Below are 23,325 nucleotides of genomic sequence, written 5' to 3' on the forward strand. Positions count from 1 at the left end.
GATCCTGCCAGCCGATCAGGTTGTCGGCGATGGACACGCCGATGCCCACGGCGGTGCTGTTGCCCCCGCCCGAGGCCGCGATGGCGGCGGCGACCGACAGGATGCGCGCCGAGATGGTGGATTGCGCGTCGGCGGTGATGGTGACGGTGTCGGCGCGCAGCAGGCTGCCTTCGGCATGGGCGTCGGCGGCGCCGTAGATGCGGTTGACGGCGACCGCGCCGCCCGCGGCGACGCCCACCGATTTCGCCGAGGCGCTGGCCGCGACCGACGCCGCGGCGGCGGTGGATTGCGCGTCGATGGTGGCCTTGCGCGCGGCGGTGATGCGGATCTCGCCCTGCGTGGCGGACACCGGCGTGCCGGTGCTGCCGCTGTTGAACAGCCCCGCATCCACGGTGGAACGGATCGAGTTGCGCGCGATCGACAGGGCGACCGAGATGGCCTTGGATTCGCCCGCGCCCACCGACAGCGCCGCCGCGGCAGAGGTCACGACCGCGACGATGCTGCTGGCATCGTCGGCGGTGATGGCGATGTCGCCCGCCGTCGAGCGGATGTCGCCCCCGTCGGAGATGCTGGCGCTGGCGCCGCTGCTGCCGCGGTTCAGCGCGATGATCGGCGCGGCGGACACGGTGGTGTTGTCTTCCAGCGACACGGAGGTGCTGAGCGCGGCATTCAGGATCTCTGCGCGCAGGTCCATGCGGCTGTCGGCGTCGACCGTCAGGTCGTCGCGCGCCACCACGGAGCTGTCGGCAATGCGCGCGGTGGCCAGCGACGGCACCTCGTCTGCGGTCAGCAGGCCGAACAGCGCGTCGACGGTGTTGGAGAAGATGTTGGCGCTGTCCATCCCGATGGAGTTGAACGCAAGCGTCATCCCGATCGCATAGGAAGACCCGCCGCCCTCGGCGATGGTTTCCACGTCGATATCGCTGAGCAGCGTGGCGGTGTTGTCGGCGGTGACGCCGACCGATCCAGCCAGCGCGGTGACGTCCGCATCCGCGATCACCGCATCGGCGCGCGCCTGCACCAGGTTGGTCGCGATCAACGGGTTCGCGGCCAGGGTGGTGCCGTCGCCGCCGAAAAAGCTGCCACCGTCGGCATGGGCGTTGCCGATGTTATGCGCGTCGATCCGTGCGTTTTCCACCGCCGTAACGGAGACGTTGCCGGTTGCCGTATCGACATCGGCGCGCGCCAGGCGCGACTGGACCGCGCCGCGCAGGTCGTTCATCGCAACCATCGCGCCCACGGCGGTCGCGTCGCTGGCGGTCACGTTCAGATTGATGCCGGAGGGCAGGTTGTCCTCGATGTCGATATATTCGAACCGCGCCCAATCGGCGCTGTTGGCATAGTCGATGGCGCCCAGGTCGACCTCGGTGCCCAAAACCTTGGGGCCCTGGTAGATGTAAAGATCGCCCTCGACGGCGGGGGTGGCGGCAACAGGGGCGCCCATGGGCGGGGTGTAGTCGGACGCGATGCGTACCTTTTGCCCCACGAAGACCGATTTCTGCACGCCAGAGCGGGTGGAATAGGCGTAGTCGTTCAGCGCGCCTTCCAATGCTGTGAACACGATGTCGGCGCCGCCGGTGTTCTGCACGATGGTCTTGGTGACGATTTCGTTGCGCGCGGTGATGGTGTTGTCGTCGCGCGCGGTGACGGTGACGCCCTTGCCCGCGTCGATGTCATTGGCCAGCGCGGCCACGGTGATCTTGGTCCAGCTGGCGCCCGTGCCGGTGTAGATGCCGCTGTCGGACAGGTCGATGACCGCCGCGTCGCCGGTATATTCATAGACATCGCCGTTGGCCAGGATGACACGGTCGCCCGCCTGCACGCGCTGCTCGCCGTTCTCGGTGCGCAGGTTGGCCACATCGACCAGCGCCTCGGCGGAGCCTGCCAGCTTGTTCAGCGCCATCGCGACGCCCACGGCCTTGCCCGCCGCATCCTTTAGCGCCTTGGCCGAAGAGGTGGTATCGTTGTTGACGGTGGCGTCGATGGCGGCAGTGCTGGCGGCGTCCACGGTGACGCTGCCCGCGGCGTCGAGCGTGCTGCCCAGCACCAGCGCCTGCGCATCGACCGGATCCTGCCCGTCGAAGGCATCGGCCAGCAGCGGATCGCCCAACAGCGTGTCGATGGCGTTGAACAGGGTATTGTTGGGCTGCCAGCCGACGGTGTTGAACGCAAGGAAGACGTTGACGGCGGTATCGCCGGATTGGACCTCTGCCTTGTTGGTGGCGGTCAGCGCGGTGCTGTTGCGCGCCTGAACCAGGATGTTGCCCAGCCCCCCGGCGGAGGCATCGCGCGCGGTCAGCGTGCTGTCGAGGACGCTGGCGGTCGCGCCGCCCAGCATCAGGTTGGTGGCCACGACGACGCTGATCGCGTCGGAACTGCCGGTGCCGAAGGAGCTGCCGCCCGAAGACAGGGTGAAGGCGTCGATCCTGGCCTGCATCTGCGCGGCATTGTCGGCCCTGACGGCGATATCGCCGTCATCGGCGCGCAGAACGGCGGATTTCACCCGCGCATCCACGTTCGAGCGCAGCTCGTTGTAGACGATCATCCCGCCCACGGCGAGCGAGTCGGACTCGGAAACGTTCAACCCGCTGGGCACGGCAGAGCTGGCAAGCGTCTTCTTCCACAGGTCGGCGTTGGAATAATCCTGTGCGTTGATGTCCAGCGTGGCCTCGGTGCCGAGGTATACATAGACCGATCCGTCGTCGCCGCCGCCCGTGTAGCCGTCCAGCCGGACCTTATGGCCGAATTTCACCAGCACCGATTGGGTGCCCGCGCCCGAGATCGCGCTCCAGTCTGCATCCTGTTCGTCGTTCAACGCCTCTTGCAGGACGGCCGCGCCGCCCGCGTTGGACACGGTCGATTCCGATGTGATCTTGGAATTGGAAAAGAACTTGGAGGTGTCATCCGCGGTGACGGTTATGCCCTTGCCGGCGGTGACGTCATAGCCCGCGGTCGCGCCGGTGTTGTCGATCTCGGCCAGGGCCGCGCCGCTGACCTTGTTGGAGGCCAGCGCGATGCCGATGGACTTGCCGGTCGCGTCCTTCTGTGCGCCGGCGTCGGATTTGACGGCGTTCGACAGCGTGGCGTTCAGCCGTTCGGCGGAGGCGGCGGTGACCTTGACGTCGGTGCCTGCATCCGCGTTGCTGCGCAGGATGCGCGCCGTGGCGTTGGACGGATTCTGCCCGTCGAAGGCGCTGGCGATCAGCGGATCGCCCACCAGCGTGTCGACCGCGTTGAACAGCAGGTTCGACGGCTTCCAGCCCAGCGTGTTGAACGCCAGCGAGACGCCGACGCCCTCATCGCCCGTCGCGGTGGAGCTGATCAGCGACGCATCCAGCACCGCCGAATTCATCGCATCCACCGCGATGCTGCCCGCCGTGGCGCGCACATCGGAATCGCGGATTTCGGCAGTGGCCGAGGCCTGCACCAGGTTGGTGGCGGCCTGGGCGTTGATCGCCTTCGACTCGCCCGTGCCCCAGGCGCTGCCGCCCGAAGAGGCGACGGTCGAGTTCAGCTTTGCCAGCAGCGTGGCGGATTCCGACGCGGCAACCGTGATGTCGCCCGCCGTGGCGGTGATGTCGGTGTCGTCGATCAGCGCAGAGGCGCCGCCCGTCACGTCATTGGTGACGATGACCGCGCCGTAGGCCTTGGAATTGCTGGGCGCCAGGTTGCCGAAATCGGGGAAGCGGTCGGCGATCGACACATCGGCCGAGACGTTTTTCCACAGCGCCGTATTGCCGTAATTCGTGCTGCCCAGGTTGACCGAGGTGCCGGAGGTGCCCAGGAACTGGAACACCTTGCCCTTGTGAGCCGCCGGCCCGTCAGAGGCGACCAGCACCAGATCGCCCTCGGCCAGCGGCTGAACCCCGGATTTCGAGGTGAAGCTGTAATCGCTTTCCAGGAATTTGGCGGCCAGCTCCTTGAATGCGTCGACGTTGTTGGTGACGACGGAAGAGACCTCCAGCCGGGTGTCGGAGCGGATGTTGGCCGTGTCTTCGGCGCGCAGGTTGACCGCGCCGCCCGCGGTGACGGTCCGGTCGCTCCCGGCCGTGTTCCTGATCCAGGCCTGCGTCAGCGATGCGACGCGGTTGGTCGCGAGGATCCCGCCCGCCGCCGAGCCGTTGGCGCCGTATTTCAGCTCCTTGAAGCTTTTGCCCGCGTTGTCCTTTTTCCCGCCTGCCACGACAGCGTCGAAGAGCGCACGGTCGTTCTTGGCGTTCGACGTGGCGCCATTGGCGACCCGCGCGTCCAGCAGGTTGACCTGCGAAACCTGCAACTTGCCGTCGGCATCGACACGTACCAGCCAGCTGCGGCCGAGCTCGTCGGACACGTACCATTGCGCCTGCGTGGCGATGGTTTCCACCGACAGCGCGCCTTCGAACTCGATCTGTGCGGCGTCGAACTCCGCCTGCAGGGCGGTGATCGCGGCGGCGTCATCGGCAATGTCGGCGCTGTCGTCCTGCGCGTCGCCCATGTCGTCCAGCAGCTGCGCGGTGGTGGTCGAAAGCTCGAACAGGTCGCGCTGGGTGTCGGCCATCACGTTGACGTCGGTGCCCGCGACGATGGTGCTGTTTTCGATATAGGCCTGCGCGCCGACCGGATCGGGGGTGTTCAGATAGGAGGACCCCAGCAGACCGTCGACCAGGTTGAACAGGATGTTGGTGCCGTCATAGCCGACCGCGTTGAAGGCGACGATGGCGCTGGCCAGCTCGCCCGCGCCGGTGGTTTCGGTCAGCGTGGTCGCATCGAGCACCGCGAGGTTGAAGGCATGGACCGTCAGCGCGCCCGCCGTGGCGGTGACGGTGCTGTCGGTCACATAGGCCTTCGCGCGGGAATTCAGCTCATTCGTTGCGATGATGCCGCCGGTGGTGTTGACGGCCGATATGGTGCTGCCGTCGAGGGCGCGCAGGGTCGCGGCCTCATCCGCGCGCAGGGTGATGTTCTGCGCGGCGGTCACGGTGGTGCCGTCGATGAAGGCCTCGGCGCCGCCCAGGGCCTCGTTGCGGGTGATCAGCGCGTAATAGGCATTGGCCGATCCGTTGCTGGCCCCCGTCGCGGAGATCGCCATGCTGGCGACCGAGGAGGGCAGGATGTTGGTCTCATCCAGTTGCTTCCAGAAATCCTTGACGTTGGCGGCGGTGAAATCGACCGCGCCCAGATCCAGGCTGGCCGTGGTGCCCATGTACTGAAAGACCTGCTCGCTGGCCGAGTCGTAGACGCGATCGCCAAAGCTGAGCTGTTGGGTGCCCGAGGAGGTGGTAAAGTTGTAGCCGTCCAGCAGATCCTGCGCGAGCTTGTTGAGGATGCCGAGGCCCAGGTCGTTCTTGCGTTCGGCACTGGTGCTCAGCAGCGTCTGCGCGCGCAGCTGCGTGCGGTCCAGCGCCAGCAGGTCGATCGAGCCTGCGCCCGAGCTGACGGTGTCATCCGTCGCGGCGCCCGTGTCGTCGATGAAGGCGCGCGCCTGGCCTGCCAGCATGTTCGACGACAGCACCCCTTGCGCGGATTTCGCCGCGGCGCCCTTGGCCGCCTGTCCCGCCGATGAGGCGTCGGAATTGATCAGCGCGTCCAGCGTGGCGGTGTTGTCGGCCGAAACCTCGACCCCCGCCATGGCGGAGGCATCGGAATCGGTGATCCGGGCGATGGTGTCGGACGGCGTGATTTCCAGCAGATCGGTGCCGATCAGCGCGTCGATGGTCTGGAACAGGATGTTGCCGGGCTGATAGCCCAGCGTGTTGAAGGCGACCAGCACGCCCACCGCGTCGGCGCCCGAATTGATGATGCTTTTCAGCGTGGCGTCCAGCTTGGCGTTGTTCAGCGCCTTGACCGAAAGCGCCCCTGCCGTCGCGGTGACGGACGATCCCGACTCGATCGCGGCCTCTGCGCCCGCGTTGACGGTGTTGACGGCCAGCGCGCCGCCGGCGGCCAGGCTGTCGCCTTGCCCGTTGATCGAGCTGCCGCCCGAGCTGGTCACGCCGACATCGGCCACAGCGGTCAGCTTGGCCTGCTGGGTGGCCGACACGTCGATGTTGCCGGTCGTGGCGGTGACGGTCGATCCCGCGATGCGCGCCAGGGTGTTGGCGTCCATCTCGTTGCGCACGATCATGCCGCCGTAGACATTGCTGTCGCTGGTCTTGGTGTTGAACCCCGCAGGCGCGATCGCGGCTTCGGGCACGCCCTGCCACAGGGCCTTGTCGGTGAAATCCGCGGTGGCCAGATCCAGCGTCGCGGCCTGACCCATGTAGCGGTATATCTCGTTCGGCTCGCCCCTGGCGGCGGGGAAATCGGCCTTCAGCGCGACCCGCTGACCAAAGCTCAGCGGCACGGTGGTGAGGGGCAGGGTGGTGCCGTCGCTGTTCTCGACACTGGTGCCGTCGGTGCGGAAATCGGCTGCCGAAAGCTTGGCCAGCGCCTTGTTGATGGCCTGCGAAGAGCCATCCGTCGTCGTCGTCCCCTCTGACACGACCTTGGCGTTGGAATCGATCTGGGCGGTATCGCTGGCGGTGACCGCGACGCCGTTGCCGGCGACGTTGGCCGCGTTCACGATTTCGGCCTGGGCGCTGCTGGCGACCTTGTTGGAGGCAAGGATCATCGCCGCGCCGGTGCCCGACGCGTTCTTGCCGCGCTTGCCGGTCTGGTCGATCTCGACGGTGTTGGATACGGTCGCGTTCAGGATGGTGCGGTTGTCGGCCTGCACGCCAAGCGCGCCGGTCGTGGAGACCGAGGCGCCGGTGATCCGCGCGATGGCGTTCGAGCTGGCGGTTTTCTGAAAGAAGGAGGTGCCCAGCAGCGTGTTGAGCGCGGCCGTCAGGAACGACAGCGGCGCAAAGCTGCCCAGCGGCGACGTGATGTCATAGCCGATCAGGTTGAACGCAAGTGCTACGCCCACCGCCGTGCCGTTGCCGGAGGATTCGAAGATCGCGCCGGTTTCGGTGCGGCTGTCCATCAGGGCGGAATTCGCCGCGGAAACGGTGACATTGCCCGTGCCTGTCATATCCGCGCCGCCGCGGATTTCCGCAAGCGTGCCGACCAGCATCTGGTTCGACGAAAGCGACCCGCCCAGCCCCAGCTTGGTTCCCGACTTGCTCCCGGGAACCGGCGCCTTGGGTTTGGACAGCGGCGGTGTCTGCGCCTCGGCGGTGGCGGTCAGGACCAGGGCGTTGGTCGCCGCGATCCGGGCCGAACCCACCGATTGCGTGCCGCCGTCGACCGTGGCGGTGATCTGGCGGGTGACGGTGTTGATCGCGCCCGCCAGGCTGATCGACTTGGTCTTGTTGGCCACGATGCCCTGCAGATCGGCAGAGGTCGCATCGAGCCGCGTGTTGTCCTGCGCGCGGACGCCGAGCGCGCCGGTCAGCGTGGTGGTGCCGCCCGTCAGCGCGGCGCTCACATTGCCGGTGATGGCGTTGATCGCGACCTTGGCAAGCGATGTGTAGCGCGTGTCGTTCTGCGCCAGGATCGACAGCGAACTGCCGTTGACCGTGGAACCCGAGACGCTGGCGCTCAGCGCGTCGGTGGATTTGATATAGGTCGCGCCGATCCGCTTGGCCTGTACCTTGTTGGCGATGTCGCCTGCGCTTTTGGCCTCGACCACCACGGCGGCGTTCGACAGCGTGGCGCCCAGCACCGATGCGGTGGTGTTGCGCGTGGCCTCGATCGTGGTGATGGAAAGCGAATAGCCCTCCTGATCGGTCTCGTCGGTCATGGCGCTGTCGTCCAGCGTCAGATCGACGGACAGGTTGCTGGTGTCCAGCGCCTTCACGTTGATCGCCCCGGCGCTGACCGACGCCGCGCCGATGCGGGCGGTGGTGGTGTTGCTGGCGCTGATGTTCTGCGTCAGGCCCGACAGCAGCGAGGATTGCGGCGTCAGCGCCATGTCCAGACGGGTTTCGGCCAGCAGGTTCACGGTGGCACCGTTCAGCACGGCACCGTCCGCGATCGTGGCCGAGGCGGTCATCGTGGGCGATTTGATGACGGCCAGCTTGTCGAGCACGCTGTCGTAAAGCGCCGACAAGCGGTTCAGCGGGTCGTTGCCCGTGGCGGTGGGGGTGGTCGTGCTGGTGGCTTCGGCCGAAATGGTGATCGTGCCGGTGGCATGGATTTCGCCGTTGATGGCAACGGTGGCGGTGGCGTCGGTTTCGCCGGTCAGGCTGGACAGGGCGCCGCTGCGCGACAGGGTATCGGCGGCGCTGAGCGTGACGTCGGCCAGTTTCGAGGAGGACGAGCCCAGCGACACGCCGCTGTCGAGCACGATCGATTCCGTCTCGACGATCAGAGACCCTTTGAAATTGCCGGAAAATCCCGCGATCGTCAGGCCCACGTCGGGCGAGGTGTCGGCCGGGTTGCCATTCACATGGCTGGTGATCTTGAGTGAGCTGTTTTGCGGGGCCGCCCCCGCGTAGGCATCGAATTCGATGGATTCGAAGGCGCCGTTCGTGCTTTTGAGCAGGAAATCCTTGCCCGATCCGGTGTTCAGCTCTGCCGTGGTGGTGGTGTGGATGTTGATGACACGGTTCTGCGTGTTGGTATTGTCGACGATCGGCTCCAGCCCGGTGAAGGCCAGCGCGTCGCCGTCGCGGGTGATAATCCCCGAGGTCGCATCCAGCGTCTGATATCCGACGCTGGCGAAATCGCCGTCCGCCAGAACCAGCGTGTCATAGCCGCGATCGCCGCCCGCGATGCCGCCATCCAGCCGGCCGCCGGCGGTCAGGGTGAATTCATCCTGCGTGTCCGCCGCGCCGGTCAGCCATTCGGTATCGGCGAAATCGACGGTGATGAACCCGTCGTTGGCCGAGCCGCCGTTCAGATCGTCGATCAGCCAGTTCGTGTTGCGCTGGGTATCGAAGACAAAGCTGTCCGATCCCGCCCCGCCGTCGAGCGAAAACGAAAGCGGCGTCGTGGGGCCGAAGCTGGTGGCGTCAAAGGTGACCCGCTCGTTGCCTGAGCTGCCCTGGATGGACACTGCCGAAATGTCCGCCAGATCGCCGAAGGCCAGAACCGTGCCGCCGGTTCGGTCCAGAATTTGCACACGCTGCACGGTAGTGGTGACATCTGCCGCATCCGCCACCTCCTCGTGCAGGCGCACCAGCAGATCGTGATCGCGCTGGTCGGAATACATCGTCGCCAGATCCAGCGCCAGAACGTCGGCGTTCAGCAGAACCCGCGGCTCCATCGGGTCGAGCATCAGCTTGCGCGCCGCCTTTTCCAGCGCGGCGAATCGCCTGCCATCCCTGCGGCGAAGCCTGGAACGGATCCTGCGGTTCAGCGGAATGTGCGGAAGTTGACCGGCGGAATGATGCTTGAACGGAGCGGACACGGCAGTAATCCTTTTAAAAATCCCACATTTATGCCCCGGAGCAAATCCGGCGGGGCACCATGGAGGGCGGCAATTTGAGCACGGAGCAATTGTGCTCTGCGGAGATTGCGCCGGGGACCCCTATAAAACAAGCTATTTTAAACGATTTTTTTGTGCTCAGGCGCCGAATCGGTTGCGCGAAATCACCGCGCGAGCAAACGATTCGAGGGCTTGATCGGCGGGCTGTGCATCGTCCGAGACATCTATAAGGAGATCGGCGCCCGGACGTATCCTTTCGGCCTGGATCGCGCAGGCCGGGCGGATGATCAGCGGATAGACGGCAAGATATTGCCGCAACCATTCGGTGAAATCAGCCGCCTCCGCCCGGTTTGCTTCGCTTGCGAATTGTTTCACCTTTCGCGCCAATGCGATGTCGGGCGGGCACTCAAGCCAGACCGCGGCATCAATCGTCCCGCCGCTGTCGGGGTGGGCCCGGCCCAGCGGCGTGTCGAACAGCACCGGGCCCCGGGCCGCGGCGGCAGCGAGGGCGGGCGCCAGACCGGGGGCCGCGACTTCCTCATAGGGCGCGCCGCGGTCCAGCCAGTTGCGGATCTGCCCGGGCGGCAGGCTGGTCATCCGTTCATAGCGGTCGTATTCGACCACCGCGATGCCGAGGCGGCGCGCGACGGCGGTGCATAGCGTCGTCTTGCCCGCCCCCGGCGGACCGGACACGCTGATGACCGGCCCCATGATACCTGGGCCCGTGATACTTGGCCCTCTGTTAACCGATCCCGTCATCGTGCCTTGGTGCCGACGACGATGTGAAACGTCATGTCCAGCCTGGCGGAGCGCACCGGCGCAAGCTGCATGCCCATGTCCCGCATCGCCTCCGCATAGAAATCCGGGGGGCGATAGAAGGGCGCGAAAACCAGATTGGCGGCGGTGCCGATGCCGTGCAGGCGACGCTCATCGGCAAAGGCGCCGCGTTCGCAGACGATCAGCCTGCCGCCGGGGTCCAGGTGGTCCCAGGCGCGGCGCAGCATGGCGCGGGCGGCGTCGTGTTCCCAGTCGTGCAGGACGGATTTGAACAGCACGGCCTGCGCCGAGCGGGCGGGCCAGTCGCCGCGATGCGCGTCGCCGGGGTGGAACGTCAGCCGCGCGGCGCCGTCCCGGCCGGCGATGTGATCCTGCCCCAGACGGCAGACGGCGGGCAGATCCAGCACCGTCGCCGTCAGCGCGGGATGCCGCCGCAGCAGCGCCAGGGCGAAGGCGCCGGTATTGCCGCCGACCTCGATCAGATGCCCGCAGCCGTCCAGCGGGATCAGCGGCGCCAGCGGCGCGGCTTCCGCCCGGGTCAGCGCGGTGACGTAGCGCACCCAGGGGGCGGTATCCTCCAGCTCGGCCGCCTTGGTTCCCTGCGCGCGGCCATAACGAAAAAACCCGAAGGTCCGCGACTGCGCGATGAAACGGGGCAGATCCAGCAACAGCGCGTCGGTGTCGGCCAGCACGTCGGCCGCCGCCATCGCGACGAAGCGCACCCGCGCCTCCAGCTCATCGCGACGTATGCGCCATAGCGCGGCCATCGGGCCGGTCATCCGCCAGCGGTCATCGCCGGGCGCGGCCGTCGACCGCGCGACCACGCCCGCGCTGTGCAGCATCGCCAGCAGGTTTTCGGCCGCAGCCACCGGCAAGCCGAGATCCTCGGCACGGACGGACGTGACGCGCGCAAGGTCGGCCTCCGAACTGGCCCGCGGACTGGCTGCCGGATTGGCCGCCAGACGGTCGAGCACACCGTGATCGAAGCTGAAACGAAGCGCGACAATCGCCACGAAATCTGACAGCAGCGCGGCCTCCAGCGCGTCGGCGTGGCCCGTGTCATGGCCCATATCACGGCCCGGATCGTCGGCGTCGTGGCTGTCGGCTGTGGCGGCGCCGGGTCGAGAGGGTTTCGTCATCTGGGGTCCCGTGGCAATCTCGCGTCAGCCTGCGGCAGCTTGAACCTGCTGACAAGAGCCGCGGAGCGGGCAGCTTTCACGCGGCAAAACTTTTATTGCATGAAAAATTGTGGTCGTGACGAAAGTTTGATCTACAACCGAATAGCCAATTGCGTCGCGCGCCGTACATAGACGTCTCGCCACGAATTCAAAGGTTCCGATGAAGCTTGATATAGAATCCATATTCTCCGCGGTGCCCTCGCCTTATGTATTGCTGGACAGCGACCTGCGGATCGTCTGGGCCAACGATGCCTATCTCGGGGTGACCGGGCGTGCGCGCGAGACGCTGATCGGGCGGCTCCTGATGGAGGCCTTCCCGGCCGACCCGGATTCGGTTTCCGATCAGATGCTTAAAGGATCGTTCGACCGGGTGCTGCGCACCTGTGCGACCGATCATTTGCCGCTTATCCCCTATCCGATCGAGGGGGCCGATGGTGTGGTCTCCGAAAAATTCTGGAGCGCGACCCACACCCCGATCCTGGATGGCGCGGGGCGGGTGCAGTACATCCTGCAAAACACCAATGACGTCACCGAGATTTACGACGGCGTGGCGCTTTCGTCGGCTCAGCAGGTCACCCACGCGGGGCTGATGAAGCGGGCCGAAGAGGTTTCGCTGAAAAATCTCGAGCTTGACAACCTGTCGCTGTTCTTCCGCACGATATTCGATCAGGCGCCAAGTGCGATCTCGGTGACGATGGGCCCCGAGCACAGGTTTCAGTTCGTCAACCGCGCCCATAGCGACATCAACGGCGGCCGCCCACTGCAAGGCAAGACGGTGCGCGAGGCGTTCCCCGAGATCGAGGGGCAGGGCTTCTTCGAGGTGCTCGACAGGGTGTTTCGCAGCGGCGAGCCGGTCACGCAGCTGGGCGCGCCGGTGAGCCTGCAACAGCCGGACGGCCGAATGCTCGATCTCTTCTTCGATCTGGCATATCAGCCCCTGCGCGATCGTGCCACGGGCGAGGTCATCGGCATCTTCACCCAGGCGCATGAGGTCACCAAGCAAAAGCAGGCCGAAATGGCGCTGGCCGAACTGAACGACACGCTCGAGGCGCGCGTGGCGGAGCGCAACCGGGAACTCGAGACGCTGCACGAGACCCTGCGTCAGAGCCAGAAGATGGAGGCGATCGGCAATCTGGCCGGCGGTGTGGCGCATGATTTCAACAATCTGCTGCAAACCATCACCGGCAGCCTGCAACTCGCCTCGCGCGAGCTGGAGGCCGGATCGCCCGTGCGCGGGCGGCTGGATCTGGCGATGAAGGCGGTGGACCGGGGTGCGACGCTGGCCTCTCAGCTGTTGTCGTTCGGCAGGCGCCAGCCGCTTGCGCCCAAGGTGGTCAACCTGGGGCGGCTTCTGGAGGAGGCGCGCCACATCTTGCGCAGCGCCGTGGGCGAGGCGGTCGAGATCGAAACCGAGATCGCGCGCGATTTGTGGAACAGCTGCGTCGATCCGGCAAATGTCGATGCCGCGTTTCTGAACATGGCGATCAATGCGCGCGATGCGATGGCGGGACAGGGGCGGTTGTCGATCCGGCTGGAGAACGTGACGTTAGACGCGGACGCCGCGGGCAGGATGGGGCAGCTGGGCGCGGGGGATTATGTGCTGCTGTCGTTTTCCGATACCGGCAGCGGCATGTCCCCGGAGGTCAGCGAAAAGGTGTTCGAGCCGTTCTTCACCACCAAGGAGGCGGAGAAGGGCACGGGTTTGGGCATGTCGATGGTCTATGGCTTCGTGATGCAGTCCAAGGGCCACGCCGCGATCGACAGCGCTCCCGGCCGGGGCACCACGATCCGTATCTACCTGCCGCGGTCGTTCGACCCCGTAGAGCCGCTGCCTGCCCCCATGGGCACGGCACTGCGCGGCGGGTCGGAAACCATCCTGCTGGTCGAGGACGACGCGGATGTGCGCCGCGTCAACGCCGCGCTGCTGAGCGATCTGGGGTATCAGGTGGCGCAGGCCGAGAACGCGGATCGCGCGATGGAGATGATCGAACAGGGCCTGCACATCGACCTGCTGTTCACCGATGTGGTGATGCCCGGCACGCTGTCCAGCCGCGAGATGGCCGAGCGCGCGCAACGCATCCTGCCCGGGCTGGCGGTGCTGTTCACATCGGGGTTCACGCAGAATTCCATCGTGCACGGCGGCAGGCTGGAAGAGGGCATTCACCTGCTGAGCAAACCCTATTCCCAGGACAAGCTGGCCCATAAGCTGCGCGATACGCTGGCGCGCTCCGGCGCGGGTGCGGGTTCGGGGTCGGCTTCGGGCGCCGCGTCTGGCTCAGGACCGGAGACCGGGGGCGCAGCCCCCCCCGACACCCCGCCCGACGGTGTACCCGGTGCTGCCGCGTCGAATGGCGCCGACACGCGCCGTTTCGAGGGGCTGCGCGTCCTGCTGTGCGAAGACGACGCGATCATCCGCATCAACCTCGAAGAGGTGCTTGAGATGTGGGGATGCGACGTGCTGGCTGCCGCCACCGGCGGTGAGGCACTGTCTGAGGCCGAGAGCGGCGAGGTCGATCTTTGCGTGCTGGATGTCGGGCTGCCCGACATGTCGGGCGTCGATCTGGCGCGGCGCATCCGCAGCCAGCGCCCCGGTGCCGCCCTGATTTTCGCCACCGGCAACAACACGCTCGACGGGATCGAGGATCTCGCGCCGCTGCGCGTGCTGGCCAAACCCTTCGCCGACGAGGATCTGAGCCGCGCCATCGCCATGGTGATGAGCGGCCGCGGCACCGCGAAGGACTGACTCCGGCCGCAGGACGCGGGCCGCCGCGCCCGATTGAGCCGCAGAGCGGGGAGACGCGATTTCGGATGGAACAGGTCATCGGATTGGGCGGCGGGTGCCATTGGTGCACCGAGGCGGTGTTCCAGGCGCTTCGCGGGGTCGGGCGCGTCGAGCAGGGGTTCATAGGTGCCGCGCCGCCGCACGACAGCTTTTCCGAGGCGGTGCGCCTGCGGTTCGATCCCCGGATCATCCCGCTTTCGGTGCTGCTGAGGGCGCATCTGCTGACCCATGCCAGCACCTCCGACCATAAGCTGCGCGGCAAGTACCGCAGTGCCGTCTATGTGTGCGATGCGCCTCAGGGCGCGGCGGCCGCGCAGGCATTGGCGCGATTGCAGGCGGATTTCGACAAGCCGCTGGTGACACGGGTTTTGGCGCTGGAACGGTTCCGGCCCTCGGACGCGCGTTTCGTGAATTACCGCCAGCGCCACGCCGACGGCCCCTTTTGCGCCAGCTACATCGACCCCAAGCTTGCGTTGCTGGGCCGGGAATTCGCGGCCTATCTGGCCGATGAGCCGCGTGCCTGCGCTGCGGCTGCCGAGGGGCGCGGCCCGCGCTGAGCCCGCGGCGGCATGCCGGTGGTCGGGCCGCGCCCCGCAACGGGTGCGCGCCGCAGAAATCGGCGGCTTTGGGCTGTGCCTTGCCTTTTCGGTCGGATAGGCTCGGGCGGACGGGGGGAACGCATTCGACCGCAAGGCCGGTCCTGCCCGCGATCAGATCCGCAGCGCCGAGGAGAGATGCAGCCTTTCAGCTTCAACACCCCGAAATCGCTCGTGTTCGAGGCAGGCGCGGCGGCGCGTCTGGGGACGCTCCTGCGCGAGACATGGGCCTCTTTCACAAGTGGCCCCCAGCCAGATGAGTCCCGGCCAGACGGGATCAGGCCAGACGGGAACGGGACAGGCGCGCGCGACGTGCTCTTCGTCACCGACCGGGGCGTGCGCGGGCTGGGGCTGTGCGATGCCGCGCTGGCGGACATGGCACGCGCCGGTCTGCGCGTGAGCGTCTTTGACGCGGTGGAGGCCGACCCTGCACGCGGGACGGTCGAGGCCGCGGCGGAGCTGGGTCGCGCCGCGGGCGTGTCGGGCGTGGTGGGCTTCGGTGGCGGCTCCTCCATGGATGTGGCCAAACTGGCCGCGTTGCTGCTGGGCTGCGATCGGCCCCTGGATGCGGCTTGGGGCGTGGGCCGGGCCCGCGGGCCGCGCCTGCCACTGGTGCTTGTGCCCACCACCGCGGGCACCGGGTCCGAGGTGACGCCGCTGTCCATCGTCACCGTCGAGAACGCTGAAAAACGCGGCGTGTCCAGCCCGCTCATCCTGCCCGATCTGGCGGTGCTCGACCCCGTTCTGACGCTGGGGCTGCCGGGGCCGGTGACCGCGGCCACCGGCATCGACGCGATGGTCCATGCGATCGAGGCCCATGCCTCCGCCAATGCGAACAACAACCCGCTCAGCCGGATGCTCGCGCGGGAGGCGCTGCGGCTGCTGGGTGCGCACATCCGCACGGCGGTCGCGCGCCCCGGCGACATCGAGGCGCGGGGCGCGATGCTGCTGGGGGCGATGCTGGCAGGGCAGGCCTTCGCCAATGCGCCGGTGGCGGCGGTCCATGCGCTGGCCTATCCCATTGGCGGCCGCTTTCATGTCCCGCACGGTGTGTCGAACGCGCTTGTCCTGCCGCATGTGCTGCGGTTCAACGCGCTGCGCGTGCCCGAGGCCTATGCCGCAATCGCCGCCGACGCCTTCGCGGAGCTGCCCGCGACCGCGGATGCGCAGGCGTGTGCGGCGGCCTTCATCGAGGCCTTGGCCGCGCTGTCGCGCGATCTGGGGCTGCCGCAGCGCCTGCGCGACGTGGGCATTCCCCACGATGCGCTGGACGCGATGGCGGCGGATGCGATGCTGCAAACCCGGCTGCTGGTCAACAACCCCCGCCCGCTCGAAAAGGCCGACGCGCGCGCCATCTACGAGGCGGCCTGGTGAGCGCGCGTCTCCCGCCCGCCGTGCGGAGCGATTATCCGCTCTTCCGCACGATCCCGACGCGCTGGATGGATAATGACATCTACGGGCACATGAACAATGTGGTGCATTACGCCCTCTTCGACACGGCCGTGAACGGCTGGCTGATGGAGCGGGGGCTGCTCGACCCCGCGCGCAGCGACAGCTACGGTCTGGTGGTGGAAACCGGCTGTCGCTATCACGCGGAACTGCGCTTTCCGGATGTGGTGCACGCCGGTCTGCGCGTGGCGCGGATCGGCCGATCCTCGGTCCGGTTCGAGCTGGGCCTGTTCGCCAACGACGATGAGCGCGCCGCCGCCGAGGGCTTTTTCGTCCATGTCCATGTGCGGCGCGACAGCCACCTCCCCGTGCCGATCGGCCCCGACCACCGCGCCGCGTTCGAGGCGTTGATGCCCGGGGCGGCGTCGCGCTGAGGCGCGTTGCGCGGCCGGGATGCCGGTGTCGCGGGCGTCAGTGCGATGGGGCGGGGCGCGCCTCGTCGGACAGGGTCGGGTCCGCCTCCGGGGGGACGTCCTTCTTGAGGCTCCACATCTCGGTCAGGCTCATGTCCTGGGTGAAATGGTGCAGCACGGCCAGCGACGAATGGCCGATCAGATAGGCCCAGACCAGGTTCGCCAGCGTCAGGTGCACGAACATCACCACGCCCACCAGGCCGCCCGCGTCCGGGTTGCCGTTGTTGACGAAGTAATAGGTCGTCCCCGAAACCGCCATCGCGGTGATCAGCAGCAGCCCCAGCCCGTGCACCGCCGAGGGCAGGGGCTGCGAGGGTTCGTATTCGGGCAGGCGAAAGCGCTTGAGGCATTTGAAATACAGTTTCGTATCCTGCCACACGTCCTTCAGGCGGGCCGCCGAGAACCACGGCAACAGACGCCCCCAGGTGGTGCCCTTGTTGCGCCAGAGCACGGCGAACCAGAACAGCAGCATGAAGGCAAAAGCGGTCAACCCGCTGTATTCATGCACCTCGAAATACCAGTTGCCATTGGCGTCCGGCGCAGGTGCGACCATCACCAGGCTGGTCAGAAGCTGAAGGATCACCGCCAGCGCCAGCCCCATATGGGCAAGGCGCGTCAGACGGCTGTGGGGTTTATTCTCTGGCATAATTTATACTCCTAAAATATGCGGCGACCCGCTCGCTGGATGGGAAACGCACATATCGGGCCATCGGGTCCGATGCAGCGCGTCGCGTGGGGTAAGGTCCGCGTTTGCGGCGTAGTCAGGAGCTAACATGCAGCTCTACCCCGGCATGACGAGAAGATTGCAAAAAGGTAATGATCCGGGGGAGTGTCGGAGCGCAGTGCAGAGCCTGTCGGGGCGTCCGTCGGTCAGAGAATGGGCGCGCCCAGGCGAAAGAGGCTTTCGACGACGCGCCGCAGCGGTCCGGGGCGCGGCACGCCCCTGTGGGAGTCACGCTCCAGATCGCCGAGCCAGCCCGCCACCCGCTTTATCGTCGCCTCGTCATAGAGCGCGAGCGTCACCTCGAAATTCAGCAGCATGGACCGGACGTCGAAATTGGCGGTGCCGATCCATGCCATGTCGTCGATCACGCCCGCCTTGGCGTGCATCATGCAGCGGGGATAGCGCAGGACCGTGCAGCCGGATCTTTGCACTTCGCGCAGATAGGCGCCGCGGGCGAGATCAGCGGTCCATTGGTTCGAGCGCTCGGGCACGATGATCCGCACATCCACCCCCCGCCGCGCCGCGGTCGCCAGCGCCTGGCCGAGCGGTTCGGTGGGCAGAAAATAGGGCGTGGCGAGATGCACGCGATGCCGCGCGCGGTGGATGGCGCAGACCAGCGCGTCATGCAGCGGGTCGTCGCGCGTGTCGGGCCCCGAGGGGATGACCTGAACGGTGCAGTTCCGGCCCTCGGCGGCGGAGGCCTCGCAAAGCTGGCGTTCCTGCGAGCGGCCCGTCACGTCCCAATCGGAAGCGAAGACATCGATGAACGTCTGCACCGCCGGTCCGTGCAGATCGAAACTCAGATCGACCCAATCGGGACTTTGCAGATAGTCCTCGCCGATGTTGCGCCCGCCCGCCCACACGCGGGAAAGATCGGCGATCACCATCTTGCGGTGGTTGCGCAGGTTCAGGTGGCCATTGTCGGGCGGATGCAGGAAGGGCGAGAAAAAGCGCAGCTCGCCGCCGGCGCGCGTGAACTCGGCCAGCGCGGCGCGCGGGCGGCGCAGCGTGCCCAGCCGGTCCAGCACCAGCCGCACCGCCACGCCGCGGCGCACCGCCGCCGTCAGCGCCTGCACAAAGCTGCGCCCGGTCTCATCGTCCAGAACCATATAGAATATGATGTCGATCCGGGTGCGGGCCTGCTCGATGGTGGCGAACAGCGCCTCACGTGCGGTCTGCGCGTCTGGATGGATCTCGACCCTGTTGCCGCTCGTCGCATCCGGCAGTCCGAAGCTGGACAGCGCATCGGCGATGGCATGGTCGCGTTGTATCGCGGGGCCGCGCGGCGGGATGAAGCGGATGTTGGGAAAGCGCGACCCCTGCTTGCGAAAGCCGAGCGCCAGAAAGACCGGCAGCGCGATATAGGGCACCAGCAGGATGAACAGCACCCAGGCCGCCGCCGATTGCGGCGTGCGTCGCTGTTGCAGCACGAAAAGGATCGCGAGCCCCACGATCAATACCGAAAGCACGATCATCGCGTGCGAGGCAAGCGTGCCCGCCGTCATGTGGCTGTCCCATGGTCTGCGTTGCTGCGCGTCATGCGTCCCCCTTCGCGCGAGATGGTTCGGCGGTCGGCGAAAACAAGTCGCCCGCCGCAAGTGATGCGCGATTCACGCCGCGGGATACAGCGCGTTGAACGGCACGCAAAGGCGCGACGGCGGGCGAGGCGGCCGCGCGGGTCTGATCTGCGGAGAAGGGGCGAGAATTGTCCGTGTCGCGAGGGGTTTGCGAAAACGTCGCTTTACCTATCGTCAAGAAGAAGGGGCGCTGCCGCGCCCCCTCTCTGGATATGCTGCCTGCGCCCCCGGCGCCGATGTCTCGGCCTCGCCGGGGGCGGCGCTTTGCCCGTGGCTCAGGCGTGCATTTCGGGGGTATAGCCTGCGGCGGTGATCGCCTCTTTCACGACGGCAGCATCGCCGTCGACGCGCACCACATGGCGCGACAGGTCCACATCGACCGCGGCCCCCGGCAAACGTTCGGCAAGCGCGCTGCGGATCGCCTTTTCACAATGACCGCAGGTCATGTCGCCGACATGAAATTCCACGGCGTTTTCGCGGGTGGTCCGTTCGGCGGTCGCCTGGGTCTTGCTGCTGCATCCACACATTTTCGTAGTCTCCTGATAGGATCATTCCGGCTTCCGGGCAGAAATGGGGCTTCCTGTTGCTGTAAGGTCAAGGGGAGTTCAACGTCGAAGATTGATTTTTGCCGAAAGGAAAAAAATTCCGAATTGCGCCTTGACCTTCCAATGACTGGAACCTCTATCTGTGACGCAATCGCCATTGCCATGCGCGTGCCCGTCACGCGCGACCGAACGGAAGGACATGCCGCCATGAGTGCAGAAACGATAGCAACCGAGGAGGCGCCGCTTTCGGCGCGCATTCAGGTGGGCGGCATGTCCTGCGCATCCTGCGTGGGGCGGGTGGAACGCGCGCTGAAGGCCGTGCCGGGGGTGCGGACCGCCGAGGTCAACCTTGCCTCCGAGACCGCCAGCGTCACCTTCGACGCGCCCGCCACGCCCGCCGATTTGACCCGCGCGCTGGATCAGGCGGGTTATCCGGCGCAGGCCTCGGATCTGACGCTCGAGATCGAGGGCATGACCTGCGCGTCCTGCGTGGGGCGGGTGGAACGCGCGCTCAGGGCCGCGCCGGGGGTCGAGGATGCGCGCGTCAACCTGGCGACCGAAAGCGCCACGATCCGCTATCTGGCGGGGTCCACCTCCGCGAAGGAGCTGTCGGACATCGTCGCGGCGGCAGGCTATACCGCCCGCACCAAGACCGACGGCGCCGATGGGCAGGCCACACAGGACCGCAAGGCGCAGGAAATCGGCACGCTGAAACGGCAGCTTGTCCTGGCCGCCGTGCTGGCGTTGCCGGTGTTCTTCATGGAAATGGGGGGGCATGTGGTGCCCGCCTTCGGCACGTGGGTCGAGGCCACGCTGGGCGCGCAGGGATCGCGGCTGATCCAGTTCGTGCTGACCACGGTGGTGCTGTTCGGGCCGGGCCTGCGGTTTTACAAGACCGGCTTTCCCGCGCTGCTGAAAGGCGCGCCCGACATGAATTCGCTGGTCGCCCTGGGCACCGGCGCGGCCTATCTTTATTCGCTGGTCACGACCTTCCTGCCCGCCTTGCTGCCCGAGGCCAGCCGCAACGTCTACTATGAGGCCGCCGCCGTCATCGTGGTGCTGATCCTTTTGGGCCGTTATCTGGAGGCGCGCGCCAAGGGCCGCACCGGTGAGGCGATCCGAAAGCTGGTCGGCCTGCGCGCCAAGACCGCGCGGGTGGAGCGCGACGGCGAGATCGTGGAACTGGCGATCGACGACATCGTCGTGGGCGATGTGATCCATGTGCGCCCCGGCGAGAAGATCGCCGTCGACGGCGAACTGTTGTCGGGCAGCTCCTTCGTCGATGAAAGCATGATCACCGGAGAGCCTGTGCCGTCGGAAAAGGCCGAAGGCGCGGGTGTCGTGGGCGGCACGGTCAACGGCACCGGCAGTTTCGTGTTCCGTGCGACCAAGGTGGGCGGCGATACGATGCTGTCGCAGATCATCCGCATGGTCGAAGAGGCGCAGGGCGCCAAGCTGCCGATCCAGGGTTTGGTCGACCGCATCACCATGTATTTCGTGCCCGCCGTGCTGGCGATCGCGCTGGTGACGGTGGGCGTCTGGCTGATCTTCGGCCCCGCGCCGGTGCTGAGCCATGCGCTGGTGGCCGGGGTCGCGGTGCTGATCATTGCCTGCCCCTGCGCGATGGGGCTGGCGACGCCGACCTCGATCATGGTGGGCACCGGGCGCGCGGCCGAACTGGGTGTGCTGTTTCGCAAGGGCGACGCGCTGCAATCGTTGCAGGAGGTTGACGTCGTCGCGATGGACAAGACCGGCACCCTGACCGAGGGCCGCCCCGTGCTGACCGATTTCGAGGTGGCCGAAGGCCTGGACCGGGCCGAGGTCCTGCGCCTCGTCGCGGCGGTCGAGGACCGCTCGGAACATCCGATCGCGCAGGCCATCGTCACCGCCGCCCGCGCCGAGGGGCTGACCCTGAACGCGCCCGAGGCCTTTGAATCGCTGACCGGCCTGGGCGTGCGCGCCACCGTCGAGGGCCGCAGCATCCTGGTGGGCGCCGATCGCCTGATGGTTCAGCAAGGGGTCGCGCATGATGCGCTCGCGCCCAAGGGGGCGACCCTGGCCGCCGAAGGCAAATCGCCGCTCTACGTCGCGCTCGACGGGCGCATCGCGGCCGTGGTCGCGGTATCGGACCCGGTCAAGGCCTCGACCCCCGAGGTCATCGCGGAGCTGCACCGCCAGGGGCTGGAGGTCGCGATGATCACCGGCGACAACCGCGCCACCGCCGAGGCGGTGGCCAAGGGGCTGGGGATCGACCATGTCGTGGCCGAGGTGATGCCCGACGGCAAGGTGCGCGCGCTGGACACGCTGCGCGAGGGCGGCCGCAAGCTGGCGTTCGTGGGCGACGGCATCAACGACGCGCCCGCGCTGGCCTCGGCCGATGTGGGCGTGGCGATCGGCACCGGCACCGATATCGCCATCGAAAGCGCCGATGTGGTGTTGATGTCGGGCGATTTGCGCGGCGTGGTCAACGCCTTTACCGTCAGCCGTGCGACAATGCGCAACATCAAGCAGAACCTGTTCTGGGCCTTCGGCTATAACGTGGCGCTGATCCCGGTGGCGGCGGGGGTTCTCTACCCGGTGAACGGCACGCTGCTGTCGCCGATCCTGGCGGCGGGCGCGATGGCGCTGTCGAGCGTCTTCGTGCTGTCGAACGCGCTGCGCCTGCGCTGGGTCAAGGCAGAAGCGGCGGAAGATGCGCCCGTGGCAAGGGGCAGCGCGCAGCCGCGTACAGCCCCGGCCGAATAACGACCACGCCTTCGCTGGAAAACGACCCCTGAAATAATACCCCGCCGCAGCATGATGCCGCGGCGGGTTTTTCTTGGGGAGAGAGGCGAAAAAATCGCCGCGCGTCAGCCCGCCATCACCGCCTTGCGGTCCCAGTGGCGCAGCTTGCCGCACATCTTGGCGAATTCGCCTGCGTTGCCCGCGTCGATCTTGTGGCAGCCCCCGTCGAGCTTTTCCGCCAGCCCCACCGCCTTGAACAGCGGCATCGTCGTGTCGGTGTAGGCGATGAACTTGGCGTGGGCGAAGGCATCGCTGGCGAAATCCTGTGCGTGCTTGTCCTGCGCCAGCGTCTCGGCCATGTCGGGGCCGAAGACCATCGCCACCGCGTCGAACACCACCGAGGGGCCGCCGTTGATCTTTTCATCGCCGGATTTCAGCTTGCCGTCCGACAGGGTCGCCCCCGACACATGCGGCGCCACGATGGCGACCTTGGCGCCCGCGTCCGTGAACGCCTTTTCGATCGCGCCCACCAGGTCGGCGTCGGCCCCATTGCTGATGAACAGGCCCAGCTTGCGGCCCTCGAAGCTGTCGGGGGCGTTCTTGAGGATGCTCAGCGCATCCGAGGCCTTCAGGTCGGTGACGGGCGCGCGGGCGGCTTTGGCGGCGGGGGGCATTTCGCTAAAGCCCAGACCGTCGGCCACCGCCTTGGCCAGTTCGTCATGCACGTTCATCAGATGGCCGACGGTGCGCTGGCGGATGCGCTCCTCCTGGACTTTCGACAGCTCGAAGGTCAGCGCGTCGGCGATGTGCTTACGTTCCACCTCGGTCTGGCTGATATAGAACTGGCGCGCCTGGCTGTAGTGATCGGCAAAGGTTTCAGAGCGCACGCGCTGTTTGGTGCCGCCGGTTTCCTCGGCAAAGCTGACGAAACCCTTTTCGGGATTTTCGCGCGGCCCGCCCTCGGCGCCCCAGCTGTTGGGTTCGTAATTGGCGCGTCCCTTGGGATTGTGCATCGCCATATGCCCGTCCTGCTGGAAATGGCGCACGCCGCTTTTGGGCGAGTTGATCGGGATATGGGTGAAGTTCGGGCCACCCAGCCGTTTGATCTGCGTGTCGAGATAGGAAAAGTTGCGTCCCTGCAACAGCGGATCGTTGGTGAAATCGATGCCGCGCACGATGTTCTGCGTGCAAAAGGCCACCTGCTCGGTCTCGGCGAAGAAATTGTCGAC

12 protein-coding genes (1 of these 12 only partly in view) are annotated in these 23,325 nt (G+C 66.8%); 5 read left to right on the forward strand and 7 right to left on the reverse strand.

The annotated features are described in order from the left end of the window. The 3 genes from ACU0BR_RS13000 to ACU0BR_RS13010 form a co-directional block, all read right to left on the reverse strand. On the reverse strand, positions 1-9,313 hold the beginning of the coding sequence (locus tag ACU0BR_RS13000; protein ID WP_446157258.1) for an LEPR-XLL domain-containing protein. It extends 22,445 nt beyond the left edge of the window; the window shows 9,313 of its 31,758 coding nt (coding positions 1-9,313); it begins with the start codon at positions 9,311-9,313; its stop codon lies off the left edge, out of view. A 156-nt stretch (positions 9,314-9,469) separates the two neighbouring features. Beyond that, positions 9,470-10,042, reverse strand: a complete 573-nt coding sequence (locus tag ACU0BR_RS13005; RefSeq protein ID WP_446157259.1) for an AAA family ATPase — start codon at positions 10,040-10,042, stop codon at positions 9,470-9,472. A 44-nt stretch (positions 10,043-10,086) separates the two neighbouring features. After that, positions 10,087-11,247, reverse strand: a complete 1,161-nt coding sequence (locus ACU0BR_RS13010) for a methyltransferase (protein ID WP_446157260.1) — start codon at positions 11,245-11,247, stop codon at positions 10,087-10,089. A gap of 199 nt (positions 11,248-11,446) precedes the next feature. On the opposite strand from ACU0BR_RS13010, the gene ACU0BR_RS13015 reads away from it, so the two are divergent. The 4 genes from ACU0BR_RS13015 (at position 11,447) to ACU0BR_RS13030 (ending at position 16,487) form a co-directional block, all read left to right on the forward strand. Continuing rightward, a complete protein-coding gene (locus tag ACU0BR_RS13015; RefSeq protein WP_446157261.1) occupies positions 11,447-14,029 on the forward strand; it encodes a response regulator in 2,583 nt (860 codons plus the stop codon). Positions 14,030-14,094: 65 nt separating this feature from the next. Beyond that, on the forward strand, positions 14,095-14,625 hold the full coding sequence (locus ACU0BR_RS13020; RefSeq protein ID WP_446157262.1) for a peptide-methionine (S)-S-oxide reductase: 531 nt from the start codon (positions 14,095-14,097) through the stop codon (positions 14,623-14,625). Positions 14,626-14,976: 351 nt separating this feature from the next. Next, positions 14,977-16,038, forward strand: coding sequence for an iron-containing alcohol dehydrogenase (locus tag ACU0BR_RS13025; protein ID WP_446157263.1), 1,062 nt, complete (start codon positions 14,977-14,979; stop codon positions 16,036-16,038). Then, positions 16,035-16,487, forward strand: a complete 453-nt coding sequence (locus ACU0BR_RS13030) for an acyl-CoA thioesterase (RefSeq protein WP_446157264.1) — start codon at positions 16,035-16,037, stop codon at positions 16,485-16,487. Before ACU0BR_RS13025 ends, ACU0BR_RS13030 begins: the two co-directional genes overlap by 4 nt. A 37-nt stretch (positions 16,488-16,524) precedes the next feature. Here ACU0BR_RS13030 and ACU0BR_RS13035 read toward each other — a convergent pair whose 3' ends face one another. The 3 genes from ACU0BR_RS13035 to ACU0BR_RS13045 form a co-directional block, all read right to left on the reverse strand. Continuing rightward, positions 16,525-17,172 (reverse strand): cytochrome b/b6 domain-containing protein, encoded by a 648-nt coding sequence (locus tag ACU0BR_RS13035; protein ID WP_446157265.1) that lies wholly within the window; start codon positions 17,170-17,172, stop codon positions 16,525-16,527. A gap of 224 nt (positions 17,173-17,396) precedes the next feature. Beyond that, a complete protein-coding gene (locus tag ACU0BR_RS13040) occupies positions 17,397-18,755 on the reverse strand; it encodes a phospholipase D-like domain-containing protein (RefSeq protein WP_446157266.1) in 1,359 nt (452 codons plus the stop codon). 347 nt (positions 18,756-19,102) lie between these two features. After that, positions 19,103-19,354: a heavy-metal-associated domain-containing protein gene (locus ACU0BR_RS13045; RefSeq protein WP_446157267.1), complete on the reverse strand. Its 252-nt coding sequence runs from the start codon at positions 19,352-19,354 to the stop codon at positions 19,103-19,105. A 225-nt stretch (positions 19,355-19,579) separates the two neighbouring features. On the opposite strand from ACU0BR_RS13045, the gene ACU0BR_RS13050 reads away from it, so the two are divergent. After that, positions 19,580-22,117, forward strand: coding sequence for a heavy metal translocating P-type ATPase (locus ACU0BR_RS13050; protein ID WP_446157268.1), 2,538 nt, complete (start codon positions 19,580-19,582; stop codon positions 22,115-22,117). Between the two features lie 104 nt (positions 22,118-22,221). On the opposite strand, the gene ACU0BR_RS13055 is transcribed toward ACU0BR_RS13050, so the two are convergent. Continuing rightward, positions 22,222-23,325 (reverse strand): catalase (locus ACU0BR_RS13055; protein WP_446157269.1); only part of this gene is annotated, 1,104 nt, incomplete at its 5' end.

It is taken from the genome of Brevirhabdus sp., assembly GCF_052826345.1.

What these genes read in the sequence shown, in the direction of transcription:
- ACU0BR_RS13005 (WP_446157259.1), bottom strand. Translation starts at nt 10,042, where the DNA reads ATGGGGCCGGTCATCAGCGTGTCCGGTCCGCCGGGGGCGGGCAAGACG.
- ACU0BR_RS13010 (WP_446157260.1), bottom strand. Translation starts at nt 11,247, where the DNA reads ATGACGAAACCCTCTCGACCCGGCGCCGCCACAGCCGACAGCCACGAC.
- ACU0BR_RS13015 (WP_446157261.1), top strand. Translation starts at nt 11,447, where the DNA reads ATGAAGCTTGATATAGAATCCATATTCTCCGCGGTGCCCTCGCCTTAT.
- ACU0BR_RS13020 (WP_446157262.1), top strand. Translation starts at nt 14,095, where the DNA reads ATGGAACAGGTCATCGGATTGGGCGGCGGGTGCCATTGGTGCACCGAG.
- ACU0BR_RS13035 (WP_446157265.1), bottom strand. Translation starts at nt 17,172, where the DNA reads ATGCCAGAGAATAAACCCCACAGCCGTCTGACGCGCCTTGCCCATATG.
- ACU0BR_RS13040 (WP_446157266.1), bottom strand. Translation starts at nt 18,755, where the DNA reads ATGACGGCGGGCACGCTTGCCTCGCACGCGATGATCGTGCTTTCGGTA.
- ACU0BR_RS13045 (WP_446157267.1), bottom strand. Translation starts at nt 19,354, where the DNA reads ATGTGTGGATGCAGCAGCAAGACCCAGGCGACCGCCGAACGGACCACC.
- ACU0BR_RS13050 (WP_446157268.1), top strand. Translation starts at nt 19,580, where the DNA reads ATGAGTGCAGAAACGATAGCAACCGAGGAGGCGCCGCTTTCGGCGCGC.